This window comes from Microcoleus sp. B4-D4 (assembly GCF_036705185.1).
In the GTDB taxonomy this organism is placed as follows: domain Bacteria; phylum Cyanobacteriota; class Cyanobacteriia; order Cyanobacteriales; family Microcoleaceae; genus Microcoleus.
This window is the reverse complement of record NZ_JAUBTX010000037.1, coordinates 1-26173: the sequence shown is the minus strand read 5'-3', so window position 1 is coordinate 26173 and position 26173 is coordinate 1. Positions and strand designations below refer to the sequence as shown.

25 protein-coding genes are annotated in these 26173 nt (G+C 45.6%); 16 read left to right on the top strand and 9 right to left on the bottom strand.

Features of this window, described 5'->3' with window-relative positions:
* Positions 1-15: 15 nt before the first annotated feature.
* Positions 16-438: a DUF5615 family PIN-like protein gene (locus QUB13_RS22670; RefSeq protein ID WP_333385086.1), complete on the top strand. Its 423-nt coding sequence runs from the start codon at positions 16-18 to the stop codon at positions 436-438.
* A gap of 31 nt (positions 439-469) precedes the next feature.
* Here the strand turns inward: QUB13_RS22670 and QUB13_RS22665 are convergent, their stop codons facing one another.
* Complete coding sequence (locus QUB13_RS22665; RefSeq protein ID WP_333092529.1) at positions 470-769, bottom strand: hypothetical protein; 300 nt, start codon at positions 767-769, stop codon at positions 470-472.
* A 471-nt stretch (positions 770-1240) separates the two neighbouring features.
* Positions 1241-2245, bottom strand: a complete 1005-nt coding sequence (locus QUB13_RS22660) for a DNA cytosine methyltransferase (protein ID WP_333385082.1) — start codon at positions 2243-2245, stop codon at positions 1241-1243.
* A 433-nt stretch (positions 2246-2678) separates the two neighbouring features.
* Between QUB13_RS22660 and QUB13_RS22655 the strand changes: the two genes are divergently transcribed.
* Positions 2679-3506 (top strand): DNA-methyltransferase, encoded by an 828-nt coding sequence (locus QUB13_RS22655; protein ID WP_333385079.1) that lies wholly within the window; start codon positions 2679-2681, stop codon positions 3504-3506.
* A gap of 8 nt (positions 3507-3514) precedes the next feature.
* Positions 3515-4153 (top strand): MvaI/BcnI family restriction endonuclease, encoded by a 639-nt coding sequence (locus QUB13_RS22650; protein WP_333385075.1) that lies wholly within the window; start codon positions 3515-3517, stop codon positions 4151-4153.
* Between the two features lie 20 nt (positions 4154-4173).
* On the opposite strand, the gene QUB13_RS22645 is transcribed toward QUB13_RS22650, so the two are convergent.
* Both QUB13_RS22645 and topA read right to left on the bottom strand, forming a co-directional pair.
* Positions 4174-4878 carry a hypothetical protein gene (locus QUB13_RS22645; RefSeq protein ID WP_333385072.1) on the bottom strand — a complete coding sequence of 235 codons (705 nt, stop codon included), beginning with the start codon at positions 4876-4878 and terminating at the stop codon, positions 4174-4176.
* Between the two features lie 687 nt (positions 4879-5565).
* Positions 5566-8286 carry a type I DNA topoisomerase gene (gene topA, locus QUB13_RS22640; RefSeq protein WP_333385069.1) on the bottom strand — a complete coding sequence of 907 codons (2721 nt, stop codon included), beginning with the start codon at positions 8284-8286 and terminating at the stop codon, positions 5566-5568.
* Positions 8287-8930: 644 nt separating this feature from the next.
* Between topA and QUB13_RS22635 the strand changes: the two genes are divergently transcribed.
* The 6 genes from QUB13_RS22635 to QUB13_RS22610 all read left to right on the top strand — a co-directional run bounded on the left by QUB13_RS22635 (position 8931) and on the right by QUB13_RS22610 (position 13780).
* The gene (locus QUB13_RS22635) at positions 8931-9335 is read left to right on the top strand and encodes a hypothetical protein (RefSeq protein WP_333385067.1); all 405 of its coding nucleotides are present in this window, start codon (positions 8931-8933) and stop codon (positions 9333-9335) included.
* Between the two features lie 96 nt (positions 9336-9431).
* Positions 9432-9950, top strand: coding sequence for a GNAT family N-acetyltransferase (locus tag QUB13_RS22630; RefSeq protein WP_333385064.1), 519 nt, complete (start codon positions 9432-9434; stop codon positions 9948-9950).
* 203 nt (positions 9951-10153) lie between these two features.
* Positions 10154-10498: an anthrone oxygenase family protein gene (locus QUB13_RS22625; RefSeq protein ID WP_333385061.1), complete on the top strand. Its 345-nt coding sequence runs from the start codon at positions 10154-10156 to the stop codon at positions 10496-10498.
* 329 nt (positions 10499-10827) lie between these two features.
* Positions 10828-12399 carry an NAD(P)H-quinone oxidoreductase subunit N gene (locus QUB13_RS22620; protein ID WP_333385160.1) on the top strand — a complete coding sequence of 524 codons (1572 nt, stop codon included), beginning with the start codon at positions 10828-10830 and terminating at the stop codon, positions 12397-12399.
* 239 nt (positions 12400-12638) lie between these two features.
* Positions 12639-13238: a Uma2 family endonuclease gene (locus tag QUB13_RS22615; RefSeq protein ID WP_333385058.1), complete on the top strand. Its 600-nt coding sequence runs from the start codon at positions 12639-12641 to the stop codon at positions 13236-13238.
* A 104-nt stretch (positions 13239-13342) separates the two neighbouring features.
* Positions 13343-13780 carry a GNAT family N-acetyltransferase gene (locus QUB13_RS22610; RefSeq protein WP_333385055.1) on the top strand — a complete coding sequence of 146 codons (438 nt, stop codon included), beginning with the start codon at positions 13343-13345 and terminating at the stop codon, positions 13778-13780.
* Positions 13781-13791: 11 nt separating this feature from the next.
* On the opposite strand, the gene QUB13_RS22605 is transcribed toward QUB13_RS22610, so the two are convergent.
* Both QUB13_RS22605 and QUB13_RS22600 read right to left on the bottom strand, forming a co-directional pair.
* Positions 13792-14142: a Spx/MgsR family RNA polymerase-binding regulatory protein gene (locus tag QUB13_RS22605; RefSeq protein ID WP_333385053.1), complete on the bottom strand. Its 351-nt coding sequence runs from the start codon at positions 14140-14142 to the stop codon at positions 13792-13794.
* Between the two features lie 237 nt (positions 14143-14379).
* Positions 14380-14823: a DUF4332 domain-containing protein gene (locus QUB13_RS22600; RefSeq protein ID WP_333385051.1), complete on the bottom strand. Its 444-nt coding sequence runs from the start codon at positions 14821-14823 to the stop codon at positions 14380-14382.
* 57 nt (positions 14824-14880) lie between these two features.
* Here QUB13_RS22600 and QUB13_RS22595 point away from each other — a divergent pair, with 57 nt between their 5' ends.
* From QUB13_RS22595 to QUB13_RS22570, 6 genes are all read left to right on the top strand, one after another.
* The gene (locus QUB13_RS22595; protein ID WP_333385048.1) at positions 14881-15093 is read left to right on the top strand and encodes a hypothetical protein; all 213 of its coding nucleotides are present in this window, start codon (positions 14881-14883) and stop codon (positions 15091-15093) included.
* A 128-nt stretch (positions 15094-15221) separates the two neighbouring features.
* Positions 15222-16610 carry an aminopeptidase P family protein gene (locus QUB13_RS22590; RefSeq protein ID WP_333385045.1) on the top strand — a complete coding sequence of 463 codons (1389 nt, stop codon included), beginning with the start codon at positions 15222-15224 and terminating at the stop codon, positions 16608-16610.
* Between the two features lie 185 nt (positions 16611-16795).
* Positions 16796-18361 (top strand): adenylate/guanylate cyclase domain-containing protein, encoded by a 1566-nt coding sequence (locus tag QUB13_RS22585; RefSeq protein WP_442922196.1) that lies wholly within the window; start codon positions 16796-16798, stop codon positions 18359-18361.
* A gap of 368 nt (positions 18362-18729) precedes the next feature.
* A complete protein-coding gene (locus tag QUB13_RS22580) occupies positions 18730-19713 on the top strand; it encodes a GntR family transcriptional regulator (protein ID WP_333092546.1) in 984 nt (327 codons plus the stop codon).
* 274 nt (positions 19714-19987) lie between these two features.
* A complete protein-coding gene (locus QUB13_RS22575) occupies positions 19988-20662 on the top strand; it encodes a nitroreductase family protein (protein WP_333385039.1) in 675 nt (224 codons plus the stop codon).
* Positions 20663-20874: 212 nt separating this feature from the next.
* Positions 20875-22764 carry a hypothetical protein gene (locus tag QUB13_RS22570; RefSeq protein ID WP_333385036.1) on the top strand — a complete coding sequence of 630 codons (1890 nt, stop codon included), beginning with the start codon at positions 20875-20877 and terminating at the stop codon, positions 22762-22764.
* Positions 22765-22882: 118 nt separating this feature from the next.
* Here QUB13_RS22570 and QUB13_RS22565 read toward each other — a convergent pair whose 3' ends face one another.
* From QUB13_RS22565 to QUB13_RS22555, 3 genes are read right to left on the bottom strand one after another with little or no spacing between them, the layout of a single operon-like run.
* On the bottom strand, positions 22883-23503 hold the full coding sequence (locus QUB13_RS22565) for a Uma2 family endonuclease (protein ID WP_333385032.1): 621 nt from the start codon (positions 23501-23503) through the stop codon (positions 22883-22885).
* A 31-nt stretch (positions 23504-23534) separates the two neighbouring features.
* Positions 23535-23798: a hypothetical protein gene (locus QUB13_RS22560; protein ID WP_333385029.1), complete on the bottom strand. Its 264-nt coding sequence runs from the start codon at positions 23796-23798 to the stop codon at positions 23535-23537.
* Between the two features lie 3 nt (positions 23799-23801).
* Positions 23802-24578, bottom strand: coding sequence for an ABC transporter permease (locus QUB13_RS22555; protein WP_333385026.1), 777 nt, complete (start codon positions 24576-24578; stop codon positions 23802-23804).
* A 127-nt stretch (positions 24579-24705) separates the two neighbouring features.
* On the opposite strand from QUB13_RS22555, the gene QUB13_RS22550 reads away from it, so the two are divergent.
* A complete protein-coding gene (locus tag QUB13_RS22550; protein WP_333385023.1) occupies positions 24706-25854 on the top strand; it encodes a DegT/DnrJ/EryC1/StrS family aminotransferase in 1149 nt (382 codons plus the stop codon).
* Positions 25855-26173 lie beyond the last annotated feature (319 nt).

The following is a 26173-nucleotide window of genomic DNA, read 5'->3' as shown; positions in this document are numbered from 1 at the left end:
ATATCCGATAAATCTATGGCGCGTATCTATGCAGGCGAAGACTTTCCCCGACAAATCACGCATAACTTGCGTTCTTTTGAAACCGATGTCGTGACTGTTCGACAAGCAGGAAACGCTAGAATATTCGATCGAGGATGTATTGGCGCATTTGCGATCGTTGAAAATCGGGCTGTTTTGATTGTCAACCGGCGCGATTTCTTTCAATTGCACAAGCTGGAACCTAAGCGCTGCGGTATTGTTCCCTGCACGCGAAATAACGGTATTGCTAGACAGACTGCTAATATGAATGATGCGATATCTACTGCTGAGACTCTGAGGGGAAAATTGATTCGAGTCGATCGCACAGTCACCGCCATCTATATCTTAAGTCGATCGCCACACCGTAAAGCAAAGCAATGTCAATCCGAAAATTACTGCATCGGTTTGATTGTTTGCTAAAAGCCATCGCCGATATTTCCCGCTGAAAAACCTAAGACGCGACTAAAACAGGGCACTGTGAAATTTGGCAACTATTGGACACACTTGGCTGCTGCGAAACGACTAGCAGTTCGTGAGGATACCGGGGACGGGGGTCATTTTCTAACCAGATGGGCGGTACCATCATCACTTCATAGTAAGCGATCGTATGCAAAACCCCTGGCTGGGACTTCAACTCCACTGTCAAGCCCGCTCTGTACTCAAATGCTTCTTCCCAATCCAGGTCTTCATTGATACTCATAGCGATCGCGCCTCTTTTCTTGTTTCGTTTCTCTATTGTAGGGCCGTACATAAAACATTTGGTAGTTTCTGTTGTTTTTGATACATTTTTTAACTTTTATGTTATATCCCTGACAATTTAACAGAGAAGAGCAATTGTCAATAAGTAAATAGGCTGATTTTGCCGGCTGGTGACAAGCCAGCCCAAAAGCTAGGCTTGACAAGGGTTTGAGTTGATATGTCTCAAAAATGTCGGGGCGGGCGATCGAACCGCCCCGATATTTATTTATGACAAAAAATCAGAGAATCTCAAGAAATTAAATTCTAACGCTCGAACCTATTTTGGTAAGTAAATTTAGTATTTTATCAATCAATAAACTCGGTATTTTTTAATAAACCCGGTTTCTGGATGAGTGAAAAATTTACTAATCTAAGCTCAAATCAGCAACAGATAGCCTTGAACTCGACACCAGGATATCTAGTCCGTCCGCTGCATTTAAATTGTTAGATGCCCAAATTAAAATTTGAACTAAATCCTATACATTTAAACATCTATTAAAGACAGTTGAATAAAGCTTTTATCCACTTGTTCGAGTCTCACCTCTTCCAGAGAAACATTAACATCATAATCTTCAATATACCGAGCAAGACAACGAGCGACATACTCAGCAAGTTTAACAGGCACAGCATTACCAATTAACTGTTCGAGAGCGGTTTTAGAACCTTGAAATAAAAAATTATCGGGAAAAGTTTGTATATAACTTCTTTCAATAGTAGTTAAAGGACGTACATTTGATGAGACCAAAGCTGAATCACCCGGATGAGGTTGATAAGTCTTGGAAATCGGTCTGTTAACTCCTCTAACTGTTGGGCTAGGCTCGTCAACACTAAACACGCCACGCCTTTGATAACTTCTCGGATGTCTGTAATAATGATCGACATTTAAAGCCTTACCTATACTATTAAAATATTGCCTGATAGTCATAGGTTCAGTTGCCAGATTATTTTCCAAATAAGGCTCGATCTTTTTATCTTCCCCATCAAGTTCGCCGATCCAAAAAAATCTTTTTCTACTTTGCGGAACACCACATAAACTAGCCCGAAGTATTTTTTCACTGAGGCCGTAGTTAGCAGATTGAAATATTTTTTTTGCTTCTTGATATTTCGTGCTTTTTACAAATCTATCTACATTTTCCATAATAAAAAATCTCGGCTTGACAAACGCAACAATCTCAGCAAAAGAAATAGTTAAATCTGCTCTACCTAGATTTTCATCTCTTTTTCCCGCACTCGAAAAATCTTGACAGGGTGGGCCTCCAGCTATGATGTCTGGGTTAAACCTTTTAATAATGTCAAACTGGCCTTGAAGATTGCTCAGGTCAATCAAAAATGCTTGGTGTTTAAAGTTTTGCTGATAAACATTAATAGCTAACTCCCAGTTGTCAAAACCAGCAATCACATCAAAACCAGCGTTTTGAATTCCGAGTGACAACCCACCACAGCCTGAAAAAAGATCTACAACTGTAAGATTTTTTGGTTTAGTTTCCATAAATAACAAAGACTCCTTAAGGAGCCTTCGCCAAAATTTATATTTTGGTATTCAGAACGTCTTTACCGGAATTCCTCGACCCTCGTTGGTAACGGGATGTCATGATTAGATCATGTCTGCTGCATCCATAGGTCTAATATAATTCATGGTTTGGAGCTGTGTCAACTTTTACGGAATAAAAGTATTAAAAATTTTCAGTGTGGGCGATTTGCGGTATTGTACGCTTTCTACTTCTGGATTGTGGCAGTTTTGTCGTGAAAGCCGATCGCCCGTATCGCTTTTTTCGTGGCTGAGGAGATTTTACACGCGAGGTTATTGATTGGGGGGTTGGTGCGATCGATCTTGGGCGATCGAAATTTGTGATAAGCTTTCAACTCCAATCTAAAATCTAGATTGTACTTTGGGACTACAAACGGAGCAGTAAACAAGCCTTATGACTTCACAAGTACAACTTGAACAGCTAAAGCCGGAGCTAGTTTGGCGCTCGCATGATGGACTGTCTCACTTTTATCACGGCGATACTTTGGAACTCATGGCTTTGCTGCCTGCTGAAAGCGTAGACTGCATCTGGACTGATCCGCCCTACAACCTATCCAATGATGGTATTACCTGCGTGGCTGGTCGTATGGTCAAGGTAAACAAGGGGGAATGGGATCGCAGTCAAGGTGTTGAGCTAGACCATGAATTTAACAAAGCATGGTTGGCTGCTTGTTATCGGCTTCTTAAACCAACTGGTACCATCTGGGTAACGGGCACTCTCCATGTGTATCCATCAATCGGATTTGCCATGCAGCAGCTTGGCTTTCGTATTCTCAATGACATTATCTGGGAAAAACCTGCTCCACCTCCAAATCTGGGGTGCCGCTGTTTCACTCATTCAACAGAACTAATCCTGTGGGCAACGAAAGCACGTAAAGGAAAAGAACGTTACACGTTCAATTATGATGAAATGAAGGCTGAGAATGGCGACAAACAGATGAAGAATGTCTGGCGAATGTCTACTCCTGGCAAAGATGAAAAACTCTATGGTAAGCATCCGACACAAAAACCTATTGACCTTGTTGCGCGTTGCCTTCGAGCAAGCACAAACCCAGACGATCTAGTTTTTGATCCTTTTTCGGGTTCCTCCACAACAGGAGTTGCAGCTTTATCATTAGGACGGAAATTTATTGGTTGTGAAGCAGATGCAGGTCATGTTGAACTCTCGATTAAACGTTTAAGTAATCCTGCTCAAATGGAGTTACCACTAGCATTTAAGTAAGGTCATTTATGGAAAGAGTAGAGGCAATGAAAAGACTCACTACATTAGTAGGTCAAGATCTTCGACAACTAGCAGATCTTCACCGTGTAACAGTTTGGAGCAAAGAAAATAAGAAAAACAAGGGTTGGGCTGGGCATACAATTGAACGGTATTTGGGATTAGCCCTTAACTCATCTCGATCGCCTAATTTTGGCAGTTGGGAGCTAAAGCTGGTTCCGCTAGTAGCCAGACGAACAGGAGAACTCAGAGTCAAAGAAACGATGGCAATCACGATGATAGATGAAGTAGAGGTCAAAAGCAAAGAATTTGAGGAAAGCCATCTCTTCAACAAACTACAGAAAATGGTTGTTGTTGCACGGGTATTTGAGAGCCAAGCAGATAATCGTTCTCTTGTGCATTCAGTAGCTTCTTTCGATCTTGATAATCCTCAAATCTACGAGCAAGTGAAAGCAGACTACAACCTTGTTCGAGAAACGATTATAACTCAAGGATTTTCCAGTCTTACTGGAAAAATGGGCATACTTGTGCAGCCAAGAACTAAAGGGCAAGGGCATGGCAGCACCTCTCGGGCTTTCTACGCTCGAACTAAGTTTGTCGCACATATTTTAGGAGAGGGGTATTCTATTCCGCTGCCTGTCAAGCCTTGACATATTTCCGATTGGCACTGCTAATTAATTAAGCGTCGAAACGAGTAGTCCATATCAATCCAGTCAGTAGGTGGACGACCTTCTGTTAAAGCACGCTCAATCACCTCATCAATAGAATGCTTGCTCTCAAAGCAATACAGTGATTCAAGATATCTTGAAAAAGGCATTTTCCTACCCTGATATCTTGGCATCGGATAATTGATATCTTCCTGAAGAACTATCCAGAAAATTGAGTTAAACAGTTCCTCAAAGGTTAAATCAAATTGATTAGCAGATGAATTATAGCTCTTACCTAACCCTGTATGAACATCTGTTGCACAACCTAGAAGCGATTTATCTACTGCTTGATAAGAGTAGCTTCCAAATTGTGAACATTGATTTACATCAAATTGCCCTTCTCGTGCAGTTTCGATGAGAAGCTGTCTCATTGATTCACGCTCAAAGTTATGTAGGCATTTGTTGTAAATATCAACAATAATGTTCACATGAGACAGAGAAGCTTTAATTTTTGACGTGACGATATCAACCCTGTAATCGTATACATTTTTTTTATCTGTTCCAAGTCTTGCCTTCAAACCAGGGTAGCTAATGTAAATTTCAGAACCATTAGAGCAAGTGTAGATTAAATCTTTATGTACATGGCGTAAACGTTTATGAATTAAGCCCCGATAATCTCTAGCTTCAAACAACTCCTGAAGATTTTGTTCTGCCTCATGGTAATTCATCTAATAATACTCCTGAATCACTAAAATAATCAGTTTAGCATTTACGTTTACGTCCCAGTCACAACACAAGTTTAATCAACACTAACCTGCTTTTGCCGCCAAAAAACGAACTGTTAAGATTTCATCAGGGCGGAGAACTTCTACGGTAGAGATTGGGACGGCAATGACTGTTAGAGACTCACCAACAGCATTAAATACTTCCAACAGATAGCCCTCTTCACACCACTAGGATGATCAACAAAATCAACCAATGTTACAATATCTCCTGCTCTGAGTTGATATTCTGGTAAGTCACGGGTTAAAGCAAATTCCTGATATAGCTCTAGGGTCATGTCAAGTCTCCCCTATTTCTACCAAATGTACTGTTAGAAACGGATAAAACACTGAACAATTGAGGGATAGGCGTTCTGGGTCTAACCAAGTATTCACCTACAAATGCAGACTCAACAACTGAGATAACTTCAAACTACCACATATTTTGTATCCAGTCAAGTTCTACTCAAGAAAATTATCAAAATTTTTCCGATCGGTGGGTCGTAATGTCCTACGACACTCTAACCCAATTTTAAGGACTTCAGTCCTTACTACAAACCTAAATTTTTGCAGTATTTTACCAACAAAAAAACCGGGCGGGTACGGGGGCACCGGCCCTACACCGTCCGGGTTTCTCGATGAGTGAAAACTTAACTAACTTGACTTAGTTGCTTTCTTCGTCTTTGTCGCAGTCGTTTTCTTCGCAGTCGTCGTTTTCTTCGCAGTCGTCGTCTTCTTAGCAGTGGTTTTCTTCGCCGCAGTCTTCTCAGTTGCAGTTTCCGACTTCGCCGCAGTCTTACTAGACTTCTTCGACTTGCTAGATTTGCCGCCGCCCGCTGCTTCCTTCGCTGCTAACAAATCCAATGCTTTTTGTAAGGTGAAATTCTCCACAGATTCATCCTTAGCCAAAGAAGCATTGATATCCCCGTGTTTCACGTAAGGGCCGTAGCGGCCATCATAAACATTCAGGAGTTCTCCCGACTCTGGATGCGCGCCCAATTCCTTCAAAGGTGTCGCTGATTTGCTGCCCCGGACGGCTTTTGGCTGCGATAATAACTCTAATGCCCGATCGATCTCGATCGTCAAAACATCATCCGGCGGCTTGATCGATCGATAATCCTTACCAACCTTACCCTGGTCGTGCACAACATAAGGCCCGTACATCCCCAAATTAGCCTGCACCTTCGCCCCCGTATCCGGGTGAGTCCCCAACAACCGAGGTAAAGTCAACAAACTCACCGCCATATCAACCGTCACGCTATCCTTATCAGTCCCCTTCGGTAAAGAAGAACGCTTCGGTTTCTTATTCGTTTCCGAAACATCCCCCAACTGAACGTAGGGGCCGTAATTGCCAACCAACACATAAATCGGTTCCCCAGTGTCCGGGTGAAGACCCAATTTTTCCGGGCCTTCCGTCTTTTGCTTTAACAGAAACTCCACTTTTTCCGGGTCTAAATCAGCCGGAGTCAAATCTTGCGGAATCGATGCTTTCACCGGGCCCTCTTCGCTTTCAGCTTCCAGGTAAGCGCCGTATTTGCCGATGCAAACTTTCGCCGCAATATTCTCCAATACCACAGTTCGGGCAACTTTCGCGTCAATCTGACTTTCCTGTTCCTTAACTTGGGTAGCAAGTCCCATTTCCCCGATATAAAACTTTTGCAAATACGGCAGCCATTTCGCCTCACCGGTGGCAATTTCATCGAGGGTTTGTTCCATGCGCGAAGTAAAACCCGTGTCTACTAAGTCGGGGAAATGCGTTTCTAATAAAGTAGTGACGGCGAAAGCAGTGAAGGTCGGAATCAGGGCGTTAGCTATTAATTTCGCGTATCCCCGATCGACAATTGTACCGATAATACTCGCATAGGTACTCGGACGGCCAACCCCCTCGCTTTCTAGCATCTTCACCAGCGAAGCCTCCGTATAGCGGGCGGGAGGTTGAGTTTCGTGCCCCACAGCCTCCACATCCTTGCAATTAGGTTTATCCCCCACCTTCAGCGCCGGCAAAATCACCTCTTGGTCTTCCAAGGCCGCATCTGGGTCGTCGGAACCTTCGACGTAGGCGCGCAAAAAGCCGGGAAAATCAATGCGTTTCCCGCTGGAACGGAAACCGGCATCTTCTACCTGAGTTTGTAGCGTGACGTGAGTTTGGCGGGAATCGGCCATTTGAGAAGCGACTGTCCGCTTCCAAATTAAATCGTAGAGGCGGAAGTCCACGCCATCTAATCCCGTTTGCTGCGGAGTCCGAAAAGTGCTGCCGGCCGGGCGGATAGCTTCGTGGGCTTCCTGTGCGCCTTTGCTTTTCGTGGTGTATTTGCGCGGTTGGGGGCTGAGATATTCGCTGCCGTACAGTTCTTGCACGCAACTGCGGGCGGCCGTAATCGCCTGTTCGGACAAATGCACCGAATCCGTCCGCATATAGGTGATAAAACCGCGTTCGTAGAGACTTTGGGCAATTCGCATGGTTTCCCGCGCACCCAGCCTCAGCTTGCGGTTAGCCTCCTGCTGCAAAGTCGAGGTCGTAAACGGCGGCGAGGGTTTGCGGGTGACTGGCCGTTCTTCGATATTGCTAACAGTCCAGGGTTTGTTTTGAATGCGCGAGAGTAAAGCCCTGGCTTGGTCTTCGTTGAGCAAAAGTACGCGGCGACCTGCGATAATTTGTCCGGTATTTTCATCAAAATCGCTGCCGTTGGCAACTTTCACGTTCCCGACTGTGACGAGTTTGGCATCGAAGGAAATTTTGCCCTTTTCCAAAACGGCTTTCAAATCCCAGTAGCTACCTTGGCGGAAGGCGCGGCGTTCCCGTTCCCGGCGTACCAACAGCCTGACTGCGACTGACTGGACTCGCCCTGCTGACAAACCCCAGGCGATTTTTTTCCACAGTAGCGGAGAGAGTGTGTAGCCGACGAGTCTGTCGAGAATTCGGCGAGTTTCCTGGGCTTGTACAACTCGGTTGTCGATATCGCGGCAGTGGGTGAGGGCGTCGCGGATGGCTTCGCGGGTGATTTCGTGAAATACCATCCGCTTGATGGGGACTTTGGGTTTGAGGATTTGCAGCAAATGCCAGGAAATGCTTTCGCCTTCTCGGTCTTCGTCTGTGGCTAGAATCAGTTCGGTAGCGTCTTTGAGGGCGTCTTTGAGTTCTTTAACAATTTTCTTTTTATCTTTCGGGATGACGTAAAGCGGTTCAAAGTCTGCTTCCACGTTGACGCCTAGTTGCGCCCATTTTTCTCCTTTAACGGCTTCTGGTATTTCTTCGGCGGAGGATGGGAGGTCGCGGACGTGGCCCATAGATGCCTCTACACGGTAGGTGGAGGGCAGGAAGTTGCGAATGGTACGGGCTTTGGTGGGAGATTCGACGATGACTAAAGTTGACATGGCATCTTTTTATATATGGATGGCGGCGCAGTTAGAGTGTCTAATTTACAGAGTGTAGGTCGGATGTCAAGGCCTATGGGTACTTTAGGGGGTTATTTTCAAACTACCTTAATTTTTAAGTTATTGCCGATCGGGTTGCAGGTGACAAGCTGATGGGATTTTACTGCAGTCGGCGCAGAGGCTGGGAACTCTTGTCTCTGGAAGATGCACGGGGATGTCATGACTGACTGTAGCAGAATTGCAGGTAACTGGATGCTGAGACTGTTGGATGCGGGCGGATGGTTCCTCAATTTTAGATTTTAAGTTTTAGATTTTAGATTGGGATAGATTTGATGGTTTCCCTGCAAAAAGACTAGAAGCGCGATCGACTATTTGACCGATTGGCGATCGCCAGCTAACATCAAATATTGTGGGACTAATTTTTGATACGATTTTGGCAACGCCTTACAAATTTGCGTAAATTTTCGATTGATAATTCAACCGCAGATGTGAGGCACATACACACAGATGCAACGCAGATATTTTCATTCCGAGGAAAGCGATTGAGTGCCTGCAGTCATATCTAACGAACTCTCCGACTCTTAACGAGAGTGAAATCCAAACTCAGATGCTCCCAATTTATCGATCGCGTGAAGTAATTTTTTATGACATTAGAAGAACTACAGCTCAAGCTAGCAGATATCAATAACTTGGTCGCTAGTTTTCAAACATCCGCAGTTTTAGATAAATATTACTCCGAAGATATTGTGATGATTGAAGGTGACGGAACTGTTACCGAGGGTAAAGAAGCGTGCCGTCAAGGTAGAGAATATTTTTTTAATGAGATGTTGGTGGAATTTAGAGAATCAAAATTAATTAGTCAAGACATTGCTGTGGCCGCCGAAAAAGATTATGATTTTGTAGTGATCGCAAATTGGTATAATGATTTCACGATTAAAATAGACGGTCAAATAATTGACACGAAGAGCAACCAGCTCTCGATCGGCTATTGGAAGGATGGCTTAGTGGTGAAAGAGAGTTATAATTATCCAGTGGTTTCCGTGATTTAGCGATCGCCTCTTTCGCAAAACTGCAGATGTCTGCCAAAAAGGCGATCGTTTGTGCGCGACAGCAAAGCTGCAACAAGTTTTAGATGCAAACAAGCCATGATAAATTTACGCCCCGCTACCCCTGCAGATTTAAATTTATTGCGACGCTGGGACGAGCAACCTCACATAATTGTCTCAGATCCGAACGATGACTGGCACTGGGAGATAGAACTCGATCGCACTCCCGACTGGAGAGAACAATTGATTGCTCAAATCGACAATCGCCCGATCGGATTTATCCAAATTATCGATCCGGCACTTGAGGAGAGTCACTATTGGGGTGATGATGTTGCTGCGAATCTCCGCGCCATTGATATCTGGATCGGAGAGGAGAAAGAATTGAGCAAAGGCTACGGAACACAAATGATGCAGCTTGCACTTGCTCGATGTTTCGCCGACTCTGCCGTGACGGCTGTACTGATCGATCCGCTTGCCAACAATACCCGCGCCCACCGTTTCTACCAACGTTTTGGTTTCCAATTTGTGGAACCGCGACGGTTTGGCAACGATGACTGCTTTGTTTATCGCCTCAGCCGAGCAGATTGGGAGAATCAAAGGGCGATCGCACCGCAGTAAAGACAGTTAGCTCAATAACCTGCTCCGGTACAGAAGCATCGCACCAGAAAAGAGGCTTTATGACAATTCCTCACCAGTCGCTTTTGATATTGAAACTTTTCGCGGTACTGGGCTGTGGCCTGATAGCCGGAGTCTTTTTCGCCTTCTCAACCTTCGTGATGAACGCCCTTGGCCGACTCCCGCCGGCGCAGGGGATTGCGGCCATGCAATCGATCAATATTGCAGTCATCAATCCATTGTTTATGACGGCGCTTTTTGGAACGGCTGCGGCTTGCATTTTTCTGGCTTTCTCCTCATTCAAATGGCCTCAAACAGGTGCTATCTATTTGCTGATCGGTAGCTTGTTGTATCTCGTCGGTACGGTGGGAGTGACGATCGCCTGTAATGTACCGCTGAACGATGCGCTGGCAAAAGTCGATCCAGGCAGCGCTGAGGGCGCGAGGCTGTGGACCAGCTACCTTGTTAACTGGACAATCTGGAATCACATTCGATCGGCAGCAGCGCTAGCGGCATCAGCAGCCTTGGCGATCGCCCTCCGTTACCCCTGACAAAGCGACACTCAGCCCGTTGCAGGTTGCATACCTTTCGTCCTTTCTGTTCAGAGTCGATCGCCAATCAATCAATCCTAAACGCCTTACGTTGCCTCGGTGTCAAGGGGTGAAGGAAAAAAAATTTGCCCGATCGGCCGCAATGGCGATTTTTCCGCAGTGCGATCGCTTTTGCGGCAGACTCCCCGCCGACTCAACAGCAACAAACACCCGCCCAACTAGGCTGGCAAAGCTGTAATCCGCTACAATCGGTGTTTGGTAAAGAATTTTTACGAATTCGCTGCCCTTTACAGCCATTTCGGCTTGTACTAACCAACCTGCGTGAAAATATGGATTTTGCTACTCTTGCCGCCCAGCTAAATGCTGGAACTATCTTGCCGGAGGGAATTATCATCGTCACCCTCCTGGTGGTTCTCGTAGGCGATTTAATCGTAGGCCGCAGTTCCTCTAGTTGGACTCCCTACGTGGCCGTTGCGGGTTTGCTAGCCGCCGTTGCTGCTTTGTGTTTGCAGTGGGACAACGTTAATACCATCTCGTTTCTGGGCGGTTTTAACAGCGATGCCTTGAGTTTGGTATTTCGCGGAATTATCGCTTTGACGACGGCTGTCACTATTTTGATATCCGTCCGCTACGTACTGCAAACTGGTACTGCTTTAGCGGAATTTATCTGCATTTTGCTCAGCGCTACTTTGGGAGGAATGTTCCTTTCCGGCGCTAATGAATTGGTGATGATTTTTATTTCGTTGGAAACTCTGAGTATCTCGTCTTATTTGTTGACGGGTTACACAAAACGCGACCCGCGTTCCAATGAAGCTGCTTTGAAATATTTGTTAATTGGTGCATCTTCTTCGGCGGTGTTTCTCTACGGTATTTCGCTGCTGTACGGGTTGTCTGGCGGCCAAACTACGCTAAATGCGATCGCAGCCAATCTTTCTACTGTTAATGACGGTCAATCTCTCGGTTTGGTAATTGCTTTGGTTTTTGCGATCGCCGGCATCGCCTTCAAAATCTCCGCAGTTCCCTTCCACCAATGGACTCCCGACGTTTACGAAGGTTCGCCCACACCAGTTGTCGCCTTCCTTTCTGTCGGTTCCAAAGCCGCCGGTTTTGCCCTAGCAATCCGCTTGTTAACAACAGCTTTCCCCGCACTTACGCCGCAGTGGCAATTCATATTCACAGCCTTAGCCATACTCAGCATGGTGTTGGGTAATGTAGTTGCCCTCGCCCAGACTAGCATGAAGCGGCTTTTGGCTTATTCGTCGATCGCCCAAGCCGGTTTTGTGATGCTGGGTTTAATTGCAGGAACAGAAGCCGGTTACTCCAGCATGATATTTTATCTGTTGGTTTACCTGTTTATGAACCTAGGCGCATTCGCCTGCATCATCCTCTTCTCCCTGCGGACAGGAACCGACCAAATCAGCGAATACTCCGGCTTGTACCAAAAAGACCCGCTGCTAACTTTAGCCCTAAGTATTTGCCTGCTTTCTCTCGGCGGAATTCCCCCCCTAGCAGGATTCTTCGGCAAAATCTATCTGTTCTGGGCAGGCTGGCAAGCTGGACTTTACGGCTTAGTTATCCTGGGATTAATTACCAGCGTAATTTCGATTTACTACTACATCCGCGTCGTCAAAATGATGGTAGTAAAAGAACCTCAAGAGATGTCGGACGCAGTGAAAAACTATCCCGAAGTTCGCTGGAACCTTCAGGGAATGCGGCCTTTGCAAGTCAGCGTCGTACTTACCTTGGTTGCGACAACATTGGCTGGAATTTTGTCTAATCCTTTGTTTAACTTAGCAAACGATTCTGTCACAAAAACTCCCATGTTGCAATCGGCAATTAGTCAGGTTGTACCGACTTATGCTGCGAAACTCGAATCGAATCTTTTGTCTCGCAACGATTGATTTTAGTGGGATTTGAAAGATTGGAAAGCGCCTAATTGTCAAAGATTAGGCGCTTTTTTATATTTTCAACCTGCGGAGGCAGGTGAGAGTTTGTATAGACGCGGTTTCAACCGCCCGGTCTTCTGTAATCAAATTCAAATCGCCGATGATTGTGATATACTATTAGTCATGATTTTTAACCGCAGATTGAAGCAGATTAACACAGATTAACGCGGATAAAATATAGTGGAGGTGTAAAAATGTTAGTAAAAACCAAGTCAAAGTTTTATACTCCCGATGAGTACCGGCAGTTAGAAGAAACTACTGAGTTTAGAAATGAATATCGCGATGGAGAAATTTTAGAGATGGCAGGTGGCACAATTAATCACAGCCAGATAATAGGTAATATTTATGCCTTCTTGAAATCTGCTTTGCGGGGAAAGAATGCAAGACCATTTATGAGCGATTTGCGGTTATGGATTCCTCGACACCGACGGGGAACTTACCCGGATGTGATGGTGATTGAAGGAGAACCCGTTTTTACGGAAGGGCGCAGTGATGAGATACTTAATCCAGTCTTGATTGTGGAAGTGCTTTCTAAGTCTACCAAGGATTTTGATCGAGAGGATAAGTTTCGGTTTTATCGCTCAATCCCTGAATTTCGCGAGTACGTATTAGTCAGCCAACAAGAGTTTTTAGTACAACAATATATTAGGAATGAATCAAATCAATGGTTGTTTCAGGAATATGAGGGAGAATCTGCAACAGTTTCTTTCACTTCGGTGGGCGTGCAAATGTTGGTGAGTGATATTTATGAACTGGTTATATTCAAGAAGGAGGAAACAGAAGTACAGGAATGAAATTCAGACTATTGGGTGATGCAATATCCAGCTTGGTAACACTAAAACAATAATAATTTGGTTGTGGTGAGGAATTTAGTCCTCTGATTTTTTTGAGGTAAAAAATGGATAACTACCGCATAGTCGAGACTTTGACGGAAAGTCAGGTTTCTGACTTGATGGATTTGTACAAAAACGAGTTTTGGTGCGACAAGCGGAGGCGGGAGGATGTGGTAAAAATGCTGGCCGCTACTGATGTTATTATTGGTTTGGTCGATGAGGGCGATGGCGTCCCGCCCCGCAAGCTACGGCTAATTGGCATTACCCGCGTCATCACCGATTTTGTCTACAGGGCGATGATTTTTGATGTGATTGTCAAGCCGACACACATAAAAATAGGACTGGGCGCGGTATTGATGGATGCAGTTTTCAATCATCCCGAATTGCAAGCCGTGGAGAGTTTTTCGCTTAATTGTTTGCAGAAAATGATACCATTTTACGAGCGCTGGGATTTCACGGACGACCTGGGAGAAATTAAGGTTATGCGGCGCAAAAACCGCTAAACTCAGCTAATTTAAAGCCCAAGTTTTTCTCGAATCGCATCTGCTTTGAAACCTACTAAAACAGCAGTTCCATCTTTGACAAAAAGCGGACGTTTCAGCAGCATCGCATCCTTAGCAAAAGCCTCCACCCACTCTTCACTCGTCCAGTCTTGCCTCTCGTCGCCCAACGCGCGGTAAGATTGACCAGAAGTATTTCGCATTGGTTGAAAACCCAAAGCTTTGACCCAGTTTTCGATTGTTTCGCGAGTTGGCGGATTTTCTTTTGTGTTAATGAACTCGTAAGTAATGCTGTAATCTTTGAGCCACTGCATAGCTTTTTTGCAGGTTCCGCAGTTGGGGATTCCGTAAACTTGAATTGACATATAGGGGAAGGAAGAAGGAAGAGGGAAGAAGGAAGAAGGAAGATTGGCAGCGGATTATGTAACGGATTTAACGGATTTAACGGATTTAACGGATTTAACGGATCGAAGAAGTCAGAAGGCTTTGGTGATCTAGCAGGGAAGCAATATAACAGCTTATTTTTTAGTAATTAAGAACGTCTTAAACGTCTTGGGAGTTTCTATAATACTAACAACTGCCAACTAACAACTGCCAACTGACTAATGACTCTTGACTAATCTAGCTTGTTGAATCCATTGTTGCACGCGATCGACCGAAGGAGTCAAATCATTGCGCTGCATTGTCGCTACGTGCAGTCTCAGGATTTGTTGGTGCAACCTCTCCACGGGCATTTGAGCTAATTGAGCGGCAGAAGCTACGCCGGCGTGCAGCAACAGCCCGCAATACTGACAGCCGACACTGGGAATCCGAGCCAGCTCTGCCATCGCTACCCATTTATTAACTGATAGAATGTTAATGTGTAATTGATGTGCTAATAATGCTTTCGCAGCCGGTGTTTTCGTCATCCGAATTAATTGCGCGGTTGTGGTGATGCCGCATTGTTCTAGTTGAGACTGGTTTTCATTGCTCAATCCCGGCAAGTGTTCGATCGGCCAATCCCGTAGTTGTACGGAATTTTTAGGAGCTTTGTGAGGAATTTTCATCTTATTTTCAGGGAATTTACTTATACTTTAAAGTCGAAAATATCAAGCCGTCAATAGATGCGATCGCTCTTGTTACAACATCTACAAAAACCCGATCGACTAATTTGGTCGATCGCCCTGTTGCTACAGGGAATGTTAATTACTTGCCGCGCAACACTTTCAGCCTTTGTTGCCTTGCTGTCTGGCAAGATTTGTGCTCAACAAATTTCCGTCTGTGGCGATCGCAAATGCGATCGAAAACACTACGCACAAGATGATAGCAAGAAATAATATAAAGATTAGACTTTTTTCCAAATGACTGCTAAGTTTGAAGTCAAGACTTTATTTATTTTAAGACCGATAATTAAAGGACTGAAGTCCTTACTACCAAAAAAAATCACAATAATCTGCTGTTAGCCATGACCATTACCAAGACTGATGATATGTTAAAAGATATTTTACACCAACGGCGGCAAAAACTTGCCAATTTAATTGATTTTCCGGTAATTCTTTGGTCTGGGCGCAGCATTCCTCGCAATTATCCGGCGCTGACTTTTCCTTTTCGCGCCAGCAGTCACTTTCTATATTTTGCAGGTTTGCAGTTAGAAAATGCTGCCATTCGCTTAGAATCGGGTAAATTAGAATTGTTCTTAGATGACGCAGATCCTAGCAGCACTCTTTGGCATGGAGAAATGCCGAAACGTGCAGAAATTGCTGAATTAATTGGGGCTGATGCTGCTTTCCCCATGACTGAATTAAAAGCGCGTTCCACAAATGCCGCCACGATCGCCCTTCAGGATAGCTTGACTCTGTTGCAACAGTCACAAATTCTCGATCGCCCCCTTGCACCGTCCAAATCGCCAACCGGCATCGATCTAGAATTAACTCAGGCGATCGTATCGCTGCGCCTGAGCCACGATGCAGCCAGTTTGGTCGAATTGCGTCAAGCTGCCGCTGTCACCGTAGCAGCGCACAAAGCGGGCATGGCGGCCACAGGAAATGCTCGAATTGAAGCCGGGATTCGCGCTGCAATGGAAAGTGTCATTATCTCGGAAAACATGACCTATGCCTATCCCAGTATCGTCACGGTACAGGGCGAAGTTCTGCACAGCGAACACTATCACAATCCGCTACAAACAGGAGATTTGCTGTTAGCAGATGTCGGTGCCGAATCGTCAATGGGATGGGCGGCAGATGTGACTCGCACTTGGCCTGTTTCGGGCAAGTTTTCGCCGACTCAAAGAGCGATTTATGATGTAGTTTTGGCAGCGCACGATGCTTGTATTGACAAAATTATTCCTGGGGTGGAATATCAAGATATTCACCTGTTAGCTGCTCGAATTATGGCGGCAGGATTGGTTGATTTGGGTATTTTGCGGGGGAATGTTGAAGATTTGGTAGAAATGGATGCTCACGCGCTGTTTTTTGTGCACGGCATCGGGCATTTAATCGGTTTGGATGTTCACGATATGGAAGATTTGGGCGATTTGGCTGGCTATGCAGCCGGAAGAACGAGAAGCAGTCGGTTTGGGTTGGGTTTTTTGCGGCTGAATCGAGTTTTGCGTCCGGGAATGCTGGTATCGATCGAACCTGGTTTTTATCAAGTGCCGGCAATTTTGAATAACTCTGAAAATCGCGCCAAATATAAAGAATTTGTAAATTGGGACGAGTTGGAAAAATTCGCGGACGTCCGGGGCATACGCATTGAAGATGATATACTTGTTACCGAAGAGGGTAGAGAAGTATTAACAGGGAAATTGCCAGCGAAAGCTCAGGAAATTGAGGAGTTAGTTGCGGTAAGTATGTAGGGATAGATCGCAAAGCGGGCGATCGTCCACAGTTCCAACAGGCTAGAAAAAAATAAAGTAAGATGAACAAAGCTTGGCAAACAGGTATTTTGATGTTAGTTGAAAAACTAGCAGCGCAAGTCCAAAAATTTGCATCGCGGAGACTTGGGCGGATTTTTCGTAACCGTATATCCTCGCCGCCGCCGATGCAAGTTGCACCTTTGCCCAGCAACGAAGAAGAGAGGCTAGAAGCACTTTACCGCTACAACATTCTCGACACAGATGCCGAAGCAGCTTTTGATGACCTAACAGCTTTAGCCTCCTATATTTGCGGTACTCCTATTGCTTTAGTCAGCTTAATAGATTCTAACCGACAGTGGTTTAAGTCAAAAGTCGGTTTGGACGCGCCAGAAACTCCGAGAGAGTTAGCTTTTTGCGCCCACGCTATTTTAAATCCCAACGAATTGCTAGTTATACCCAATGCTCTAGAAGACGATCGCTTTGCCGGCAATCCGCTGGTAACTTCCAATCCCAATATTCGATTTTATGCTGGAGCCCCGCTAGTAACTGCTGACGGTTTCCCGATCGGCACTTTGTGCGCGATAGATACAGTTCCTCGCAATCTGACACCAGAACAGCTAGAAGCGCTGCGGACTTTAGGAAAGCAAATTATTAGCCAAATGGAGTTGCGAATTAATCTGACTAAATTAAAGCGCGCACAGTTTCGGCAGAAACAAGTTGAAGGAAAACTCCGTTCAAGTGACGAGCAAATTGTCAATTTTTTAGAAGAAATGAGCGATGCTTTTTTTGCTCTCGACCCCCAGTGGCGATTTACTTACGTCAATTACAAAGCATCGCAATTTTTGCACCGCTCGCCGGAAGAACTTTTTGGTAAAATTTTTTGGGAAGAGTTTCCCGAGTTAGTAAATTCGGTATTTTATGAAGAGTGTCATGAAGCTGTAGCCAAACAAGTGGGAGTGAATTTTGAGAAATATTATCGTCCCTTAAAACTGTGGTTGGAAGTCCGGGCTTTTCCCAGTCATGACGGCATTTCTGTATTTTTTCACGACATCACCAAGCGCAAGGAGATGGAATCTGCACTCAGAAAAGAACAGAAAAAAACTGAAAGTTTACTGCTAAATATTTTACCAGAACCGATCGCCAACAGGTTGAGGCACGAACCGGGGCTAATTGCAGACAAGTTTGAAAAAGCCACTATTCTTTTTGCTGATTTGGTGAATTTTACCCAAATTTCTACCACGATGCCCGCCACTCAATTAGTATATTTGCTGAATGAAATTTTTTCGACTTTTGACAAACTGACTGATAAGCACGGGTTAGAAAAAATCAAGACGATTGGGGATGCTTATATGGTAGCGGGCGGTATTCCGATTGAACGCCCAGATAACGCTGAGGCGATCGCCGAAATGGCAATGGATATGCTAGTAGTAATTCAGGAATTAAATGTGAAGCTAGAGGCGAATTTTGCGATCCGCATCGGGATTAATAGCGGCCCGGTGGTGGCGGGGGTAATCGGCACTAAAAAATTCATTTACGATTTGTGGGGAAATGCGGTAAATACAGCCAGCCGCATGGAATCTCACGGAATACCGGGCCGCATTCAAGTCAGCCACTATACTTATAACTTGCTGCATGATAAATATGAATTTGAAGACCGGGGTGAGATCGAGATTAAAGGTAAAGGAAAAATGCAGACTTATTTCCTGACGGGCAGGAAAGCATCAAGGGAGATGGAAATAGTCGGAGATTAAATGTAGAAGAGGAAAGTTCGGTAACGGATTTTTTAACGGATGTAACGGATAGTGAAGTAGGGTGCATCAGAAGTGTAAAATTTGTGCGACAAATTCACAATCTTATTGTGACGTACCAACTAATGAATAAATGGTGTGTCAGTTCTAAAATTTTCGGTGAGAATTGAGAATTATCTTGCCTGACGCACCCTACGGCTAAGATTTGAAAGTACCTGAAACATTAGGCCCGATCGCCTGCCAAGCAAAACAACAGCAACAGTTGTCAACAAATCAGATTATGCTATACACACGCAGAGAGATCCAAGCAATCCCAAGCGCGGTACTCGACGTTATAAAAATATTAAGTTGAAGTCCTCGGAGCCTTTAATATGGTTCAATTTCATATTCAAACAGATAGCGAGATCCCTGCATCCACTCAACTATTCAATCAAATCAGGTTTGCGATCGCCTCGCGCCAGTTTCCGCCCGGACACCGCTTGCCGAGCACCAGACAACTAGCCATGCAGACTGGTTTGCACCGCAACACCATCAGCAAAGTTTACCGACAGCTCGAAAATACCGGACTTGTAGAGGCCCAAGCCGGATCGGGGATTTATGTCCGCGCTCAAGGCCACGAAGGCGGCAGTAAACTCAAATCCCCGATCCTCAATGAATACCCGCTTGCTAACCGAATAGTGCAAGAAAGTATGGATCAACTGCTGGGACAGGGCTGTACGCTCAACCAAGCCAGGGAATTATTTTTGGCCGAAATTGACTGGCGGCTCAGGTGCAGCGCCCGAGTCGTCGTCACAGCCCCCGCAGAAGACATCGGCGTGGGCGAGCTGATGGCGAAAGAACTCGAACAAGCTTTGCGGATTCCTATACAGTTGGTGGCGATGGAAGAGTTGGCTACTTTTATCGATCAAATCTCTTCGGGAACTGTAATCACGAGTCGCTATTTTATCGGACAAGCAGAATCCATCGCAGCACCCCGTTCGGTGCGAGTCATTCCCGTAGACATCTACGACTACGGCCAGGAAATCCAGCTTGTGACGGGTTTGCCGAAAGACAGTTATTTGGGTTTAGTCAGCTTGAGCCCGGGAATGTTGCGATCGACTGAAGTGATCATCCACAGCATCCGGGGCGAGGATTTGCTGGTGATGACGGCTTTGCTGTCGGATGCCTACAAGATTAACTCGATCGTGCGATCGGCAAGAACAATTTTCTGCGACCAACCGAGCTTTGCTACAGTAAAAGCGGCTATTAACGCTGCCCGAGAGGATATTATTCGTCCCCCGCAACTGATATGCTCTGAAAATTACATCGGCTCTAAGTCAATTAATTTGCTCAAGCGCGAGTTGGGTTTGGGGTAAGTCAGTTGGCAGTTGGCAGTTGGCAGTTGTTAGTTGTTAGTTGGCAGTTGGCAGTTGGCAGTTGTTATTGGTTAGTTGGCAGTTGTTAGTTGTTATTGGTTAGTTGTTATTAGCCAACAGTCAACAGCCAACAGCCAACAGTCAACAGTCATTAGTTAATTCCCATTCCCATTCCCAATGACAACTAACAACTAACTACTGACTACTAACTACTGACTACTAACTACTGACTACTGCCCAATGCCCAATGCCCAATTACCAATTAGAATTATCCATGACTATTGAAATCCAACCCTCAATTAATGTTAAAACTGCGATCGAAAGCCGGCGGGCCGCGCGCAGCTTCAAACCCGATCCGATTCCCCCAGCTATATTGGCAGAGATTTTGCGATTGGGAGTGCGATCGCCCTCCGGTTACAACTTGCAGCCTTGGCGGTTTATCGTACTTGAAGACCAAGCCAGCAAAGAAAAATTAAAAACTTGCGCCTTCGACCAGCGCCAAGTGGTAGAAGCCCCAATCGTGTTAATCTGTTGTGGCGATCGGCGCGCCGCCGAGCCCGAAAACACTGAAGCCGTCATCGAATTGGGCAAAGCCGCAGGCGCAATGAATGACAATTTAGCCGGTTATATGCGCCAAGCAATCCCGCAATTGTTCGAGAACCGTCCCTGTTTCGACTCTGTAGAAACTTGGACAAACAGACATACAATGCTCGCAGTAGCTCACTTAATGATTGCAGCTAAAAGCTTTGGAGTAGACAGTTGTCCGATGGAAGGTTTTGTCAGCGCTAAGGTGAAAGAAGCTTTTGAAATTCCTGAACAAGTAGATGTTTGTTGTTTGCTACCGCTTGGTTATGCAGCAGAACCTTTAAAACAATACGGTGGGCGTTTTGATGTGACTCAAGTTTATTACAGCGAAACCTATGGAAAAGAGTTGCAACTTGAGACTTAAGAGTTAAGATTTGAGAGTTGAGATTTGAGAGTTGAGATTTGAAGGAGTCGGTACAAGTTCAAACAAATCGGAACTACCGACAATTTCGCAATTTCGCAATCCGAAATCGCAATCTAAAATCTTAACTCTCAAATCTAAAACTTGTTCTGAGCAAAGTCGAAGAATCTAAAATCTAAAATCGCAAGTGGTGAGAGCAGAAAGAGGAACAAAGTATGACAGTAGCAGCACGACAAAGCAAGGCACAAATTCTAGAAGTAAAGTTGCAGAAGCACTTACAAGCAGCCGGATTAAAAAAATTACCGCTTTATATCAGTTGCGATTTTAGAGATGACTCTTTAACGGTTGTCGGAGAACACCCGCGAAGTGTAGTTATCAAAGCAAAACCGACTTTTACGGTGCTAGAAGCGGCTATTCTAGAAATAGAACCAGAATCTATTGAACAGATTGGACTTTGCCTAAAAATTACCGGACAAAAACAGCCCTATGCTTTCCATTCTTTTACAATGCACAACCCTGTTTTGTCAAGACCCAGAACAGTGGAAGTGCGAAAGAAAGTCGAGGAAATACCCGCAGTAGAAACGGGGATTGTGCTAGCAACAAATGCGGCAGAGACGGCGGATGCAGCGGAGGAAATGCTGTTAGAAACAGATATTAAAGAGCAGGGACATGATGAAGATTTTCCTGATTTGTCTGAGAGTTCCAACAATTCCGAGCCGATCGCCTTTAAGGTAGCTACAATTCCGGGAGATTTTGCAGAAAATCCCTTCAATTCGCTAGATATGGAAGCGGTAACAGTTTCTCAAACACCAAAGTATTCACCGTGGGCGGTGCTGGCGGCGACAGGAATCGTCAGCTTGGCGGCGATAATTCTGGCTGGGGGTTATTACCTGTTGAGCCGCCCCTGTGTCATTGGAGAATGCCCTGCACTAGCTAATGCTAAACAGTTGAGCGACAATTCGATCAGGACGCTGAAAACTTCAAAGGTTGCTAACAGCCCCGAAGAAGCGCAGGAACAGGTAAAAGGCGCGATCGCCCTTTTGGAACCGATTCCAGCTTGGTCAATTCATCGCGGCGAAGCTCAAACCGCCCTGGAAAACTACCGCCAGCAAAGTCAGAATGTAAACTCTGCGATCGATGGCGCGCGCCTCGCAGAGTCAGCAGCCAGGAAAACCGGAAATCCTCCTTATTCTGCCGAGAATTGGCAGGAAGCGCAAGCTCTGTGGCAAAGCGCGATCGCCCAACTCGGAGAAATCCCCACAGACAGCCCTGTTTATCCCTACGCTCAGAAAAAAGCCAAGGAATATCGGAAGAATTTAGCCACAGGAAACAAGGAATTAGGAACAGAAAAAAAAGCCGAAAAAACCTTGAGCGAAGCCAAAAATACAGCCCAAATAGCAGAAGCTCGCGAAGCAGTAGCTCAGACAGCCGAAAGTTGGATTCAAGTACAAGCTGGTTGGGAAAAAGCCCTGGATATAATATCAGAAATTCCCAGCAATACCCAATCTTACCAACAAGGTAAACTGCTAGTTCCGAGATACGAAACGAAGCTTTCCCAAGCTCGCGAGCGCAAAAATATTGAAGGAATTTCGGAAAACGGCTACACTCAAGCAGTGAGTTTAGCAGCGGAAGCGATGATTTTTGAGGGCAAAAATGAATGGTTTAAGGCATCGGAATACTGGCGGAGAGCTTTGAGTTATGCCGAGCAAGTTCCGGCGGCCACTGCTTATTCCCAGAAAGCCAAACCGCTGATTGATTCCTACACAAAATCATTGGAGCAAGCAGAAGTAAAGTTGAAGGAAGAAAGGAATCTGCAAAAAGCGCGGGCGGATTTAGATAAAACTTGCAAAGGTAAGCCGAAGATTTGCGACTATACTGTTAGCAAAGATTTGATTGCGGTGCAGATGACTTCCGATTACGTGCAGAAACTGCAACAAACTTTCATCCAAGCGGAAAACAAGAAGGCTCTGAAGACTCGTCAAGCTGTGGAAAAGCACGTTGAAACGTTGCAAAAAGCTTTGGAGGCGATCGCCGAAAACGCCAAAATTCCGATGCAGGTGTACAATGGCGAAGGCAAGCGGATTGCGAGTCACGAACCGAAGTAGCCCGGATTTGAACATATTGTAGGGTTATATCAATTCCGGTTGCACTCAGGGGGAATTGTTGACTGTTGACTGTTGACTGTTGGCTGCTGACTGTTGACTGGATTTGATTATTCCTGAGTTACTCCGCAATCAATCCAGCTTGAAAAACTTGTTGTGCCGTTAATTTAAACTCTGGAAAAGTTGGAGACTCAATCCGATCGCTTCCCCGAAACAAACTCACCTCATACTCGCCGTCAACCAACCGATAAACCGATATCGTTGGTTGTTTGGGATTGCCAATAAACCTGCGGCCGCCCAAACCGAGATAATCCACAATCCAGTATTCAGGAATCCCGATTAGTTCGTATTCGCCTACTTTTTTGATGTAGTCATCTTGCCAGTTGGTACTAACTACTTCAACAACAAGCGGAATTGAGGCTCCTTGAGTCACAGTTGAAAACTTTTGCCACAGAGGTTCTGATGCTAAATTTGGGCGATTTAAGATCGGAATGTCCGGCGAATAAGCTGATTGGTTTTCCAGTGGTTTAACTAATGCTTGTTTGGGGATGAAGTACGGCAGGTTTAGGCGATCGAATTCCACGGTCAATTTTTTTGCTAAAAAACCGATAACTTCTTCATGTTCTCCTAATGGCTGTGACATTTCAACAATCTCTCCATTGTGCAGTTCATAACGTGCATTTTCTGGCTTCCATTCCGCAAATTCTTCAAAAGTTAGCGTTTTAGTTGCTATTTGAATCATGGCTATTTCTCCTGAATTATGGCCGGGCAGGCTAGAAGCCCACCCCACAAAATAAACTCACTCTTTGTGGAACAGGCAGGACAGCCTGTTCAATAAAATAAGGGCAAATGCAAGTTCCTACCCATATTATATTCCCAATGCCCAATCCCTCCGCTTCGCTGGGCCCTGCGCGGGCCAATCCCTCCGCTTCGCTGGGCCCTGCGCGGGCCAATCCCTCCGCTTCGCTGGGCCCTGCGCGGGCCAATTCCCAATGCCCAATTCCCAATCCCTCCGCTTCGCTCCGCCCAATTCCCAATTATCATTTTATCAACTGTGCATCTTGATTAAAAAAACTGCGGCACAATCCCTCCGTCAACAATAGAGTTGCGATTAAAGTTGCCAGCGCTAACACAAACATAATTAAGATTTGGTAAGATGCTGCATCAAGAGGGCTGACACCGCTGAGCATTTGACCTGTCATCATTCCCGGCAATGTCACAATTCCTACGACTGTCATTGTATTTAATGTGGGGATTAATCCCGCTTTGATGGCATCTTTGCGGTACTGTTTTACTGCTTGCTGCGGTGTGGAACCTAAACTTAAATGGGTTTCTATTTCTAACTGGCTGCTGTTAACTGTACTGACAAGTCTTTCGCCGGCGATCGCCCCAGAGTTCATCGCATTGCCCAAAATCATCCCCGCTAGGGGAATCAAATACTGCGGTTCGTACCAGGGGTCAGGTTGCAAAATTAGCAAGTTTGTATAGCCCAAAGTCAAGGCCGTACTGATAAAAATCGAACCCGAAACTAACGGTAGTAAGTGCTTGATTTTTTTGCTGATGCGGTTGCTAGCCACTGTGCTAGCTGTTGTCAGCATGATTGCTAAAACTGCTAAAACCAGCCAAGGATTTTTTCCCTCCGGGGCAAATACGACGGCCAGCACGTAGCCAACTAGGATTAGCTGGATCAGGGTGCGGCCCGCCGCGATCGCGATCGCCCCCTCCAATCCCAATCCCTGCCACGCCGAAAGCCCGATCGCGATCGCCACCATCCCCAAAGCCCAACCCAAATCAGTAAAATCTAGCTGAATTAACATCGGCGCTCTCTTTCGATCCAGTGATTGTTTGCCCCTCCAACTATAAAATATTTGAAGAAACGTTTCTCAAAAACAGTTTTGCTGCAAGAATTTGCTGTGATAATGGTTGAAATTTTTGGTGTGAAGAGTGAATAAAGTTCCCCCCCTCGACTTAAGCCAGCAGTACGCCCAGATCGGCGAGGAAATAACCGCTGCGGTGCAAAAAGTGCTCGCCTCTGGCGGCTACATAGGCGGCCCCGCCGTGAAGAGTTTTGAACGAGAATTCGCCGACTACACCGGCGTTTCCGAGTGCGTCGGCTGCAACTCGGGCACGGATGCCCTGATTTTGGCCTTGCGAGCTCTCAAAATTGGCCCAGGCGATGAAGTGATTACCACTCCTTTTACTTTTTTTGCTTCGGCTGAGACAATTAGCGCCGTCGGTGCAACTCCGGTATTTGTCGATATTGACAGCGAGACTTTTAATTTGGATGTCGAACTCCTCGAAGCGGCAATTACCCAAAAAACCAAGGCAATTATGCCCGTGCACATCTTCGGTCAACCCACAGACATGACTCGGTTGATGGAAATTGCCACCAAGCATAACTTAGCCGTAATTGAAGATTGCGCCCAGTCTGTCGGGGCCCTGTGGCAGTCTCAAAAAGTCGGCAGCATCGGCCATGTCGGCTGTTTCAGCTTTTATCCGACCAAAAACTTAGGCGCTTGCGGTGACGGCGGCGCGGTGACAACAAACGATGCAGCCCTCGCAGCTTCCATGAGAATGCTCAAAGAACACGGACAGTCTTCTAGGTATTTCTACGAGGAAATCGGCTACAACAGCCGTTTAGATGCCCTGCAAGCGGTGATTCTCAGCATTAAATTGCGGTATCTCGACAGTTGGAATGCCCAGCGGCGCGAAAAAGCAGCCGTTTATAACGAATTTCTTTCCCGCGTGCCCGGAGTTGTTGTCCCCAAGGAATTGCCAGCAGCTAAGGGAGTTTGGAATCAATACACAATTCGGCTGACAAGTCAAGAAGACAGGCCAAACTCATCTGGCAATTTCCGGGACTCGGTGCGGGATCGGTTGCAGGAATCCGGCATCGGTTCGATGGTTTACTATCCGTTACCCTTGCACCTGCAACCTGTTTACAAATCTTTGGGCTATCACGTCGGTCATTTACCTGTGGCTGAGCAAGTTTGTCGCGAAGTCTTGTCTTTGCCGATGTTTCCCGAACTTTCGAGGGATCAACAAGAGCGGGTGATTTATGGACTCAAAGATTGTTTGGCACATAGCCGGTAGCATCCGGTAGTTTTGGCCCGATCGCCCGATCGACAGAAACGCCCCAAAATATAGAAATTGCAGGGTTGCAGTGCCGTACTGGTGCAGCGGTCAGGGAAATATATTAAGTATTTTGACCGATCGCTTGTACTTTTATGTACTATCATTAATTAATGAAAAGAAAAAAATTTAGGCTGATAATCCGCCTAGAACGGGTACATCTTCCGCTCGCCTAAAATTGGCGATGTGTCAATGATGAAGAAGGAAGAAGGAAGTTCGGCAACGAGCAATGTACGGGATGTAACGGATGTAAGTCCGATGTCCGTCGGAAGAAGGAAGA

Coding starts and splice junctions, on each gene's coding strand:
- QUB13_RS22635 (WP_333385067.1), top strand. CDS start 8,931: ATGACATTAGAAGAACTACAGCTCAAGCTAGCAGATATCAATAACTTG.
- QUB13_RS22600 (WP_333385051.1), bottom strand. CDS start 14,823: ATGAAAATTCCTCACAAAGCTCCTAAAAATTCCGTACAACTACGGGAT.
- QUB13_RS22570 (WP_333385036.1), top strand. CDS start 20,875: ATGACAGTAGCAGCACGACAAAGCAAGGCACAAATTCTAGAAGTAAAG.
- QUB13_RS22625 (WP_333385061.1), top strand. CDS start 10,154: ATGCAATCGATCAATATTGCAGTCATCAATCCATTGTTTATGACGGCG.
- QUB13_RS22665 (WP_333092529.1), bottom strand. CDS start 769: ATGTACGGCCCTACAATAGAGAAACGAAACAAGAAAAGAGGCGCGATC.
- QUB13_RS22615 (WP_333385058.1), top strand. CDS start 12,639: ATGTTAGTAAAAACCAAGTCAAAGTTTTATACTCCCGATGAGTACCGG.
- QUB13_RS22565 (WP_333385032.1), bottom strand. CDS start 23,503: ATGATTCAAATAGCAACTAAAACGCTAACTTTTGAAGAATTTGCGGAA.
- QUB13_RS22630 (WP_333385064.1), top strand. CDS start 9,432: ATGATAAATTTACGCCCCGCTACCCCTGCAGATTTAAATTTATTGCGA.
- QUB13_RS22590 (WP_333385045.1), top strand. CDS start 15,222: ATGACCATTACCAAGACTGATGATATGTTAAAAGATATTTTACACCAA.
- QUB13_RS22620 (WP_333385160.1), top strand. CDS start 10,828: ATGGATTTTGCTACTCTTGCCGCCCAGCTAAATGCTGGAACTATCTTG.
- QUB13_RS22610 (WP_333385055.1), top strand. CDS start 13,343: ATGGATAACTACCGCATAGTCGAGACTTTGACGGAAAGTCAGGTTTCT.
- QUB13_RS22580 (WP_333092546.1), top strand. CDS start 18,730: ATGGTTCAATTTCATATTCAAACAGATAGCGAGATCCCTGCATCCACT.
- QUB13_RS22645 (WP_333385072.1), bottom strand. CDS start 4,878: ATGAATTACCATGAGGCAGAACAAAATCTTCAGGAGTTGTTTGAAGCT.
- QUB13_RS22650 (WP_333385075.1), top strand. CDS start 3,515: ATGGAAAGAGTAGAGGCAATGAAAAGACTCACTACATTAGTAGGTCAA.
- QUB13_RS22585 (WP_442922196.1), top strand. CDS start 16,796: ATGCAAGTTGCACCTTTGCCCAGCAACGAAGAAGAGAGGCTAGAAGCA.
- topA (WP_333385069.1), bottom strand. CDS start 8,286: ATGTCAACTTTAGTCATCGTCGAATCTCCCACCAAAGCCCGTACCATT.
- QUB13_RS22595 (WP_333385048.1), top strand. CDS start 14,881: ATGCGATCGCTCTTGTTACAACATCTACAAAAACCCGATCGACTAATT.
- QUB13_RS22575 (WP_333385039.1), top strand. CDS start 19,988: ATGACTATTGAAATCCAACCCTCAATTAATGTTAAAACTGCGATCGAA.
- QUB13_RS22555 (WP_333385026.1), bottom strand. CDS start 24,578: ATGTTAATTCAGCTAGATTTTACTGATTTGGGTTGGGCTTTGGGGATG.
- QUB13_RS22655 (WP_333385079.1), top strand. CDS start 2,679: ATGACTTCACAAGTACAACTTGAACAGCTAAAGCCGGAGCTAGTTTGG.
- QUB13_RS22670 (WP_333385086.1), top strand. CDS start 16: ATGGCGCGTATCTATGCAGGCGAAGACTTTCCCCGACAAATCACGCAT.
- QUB13_RS22605 (WP_333385053.1), bottom strand. CDS start 14,142: ATGTCAATTCAAGTTTACGGAATCCCCAACTGCGGAACCTGCAAAAAA.
- QUB13_RS22660 (WP_333385082.1), bottom strand. CDS start 2,245: ATGGAAACTAAACCAAAAAATCTTACAGTTGTAGATCTTTTTTCAGGC.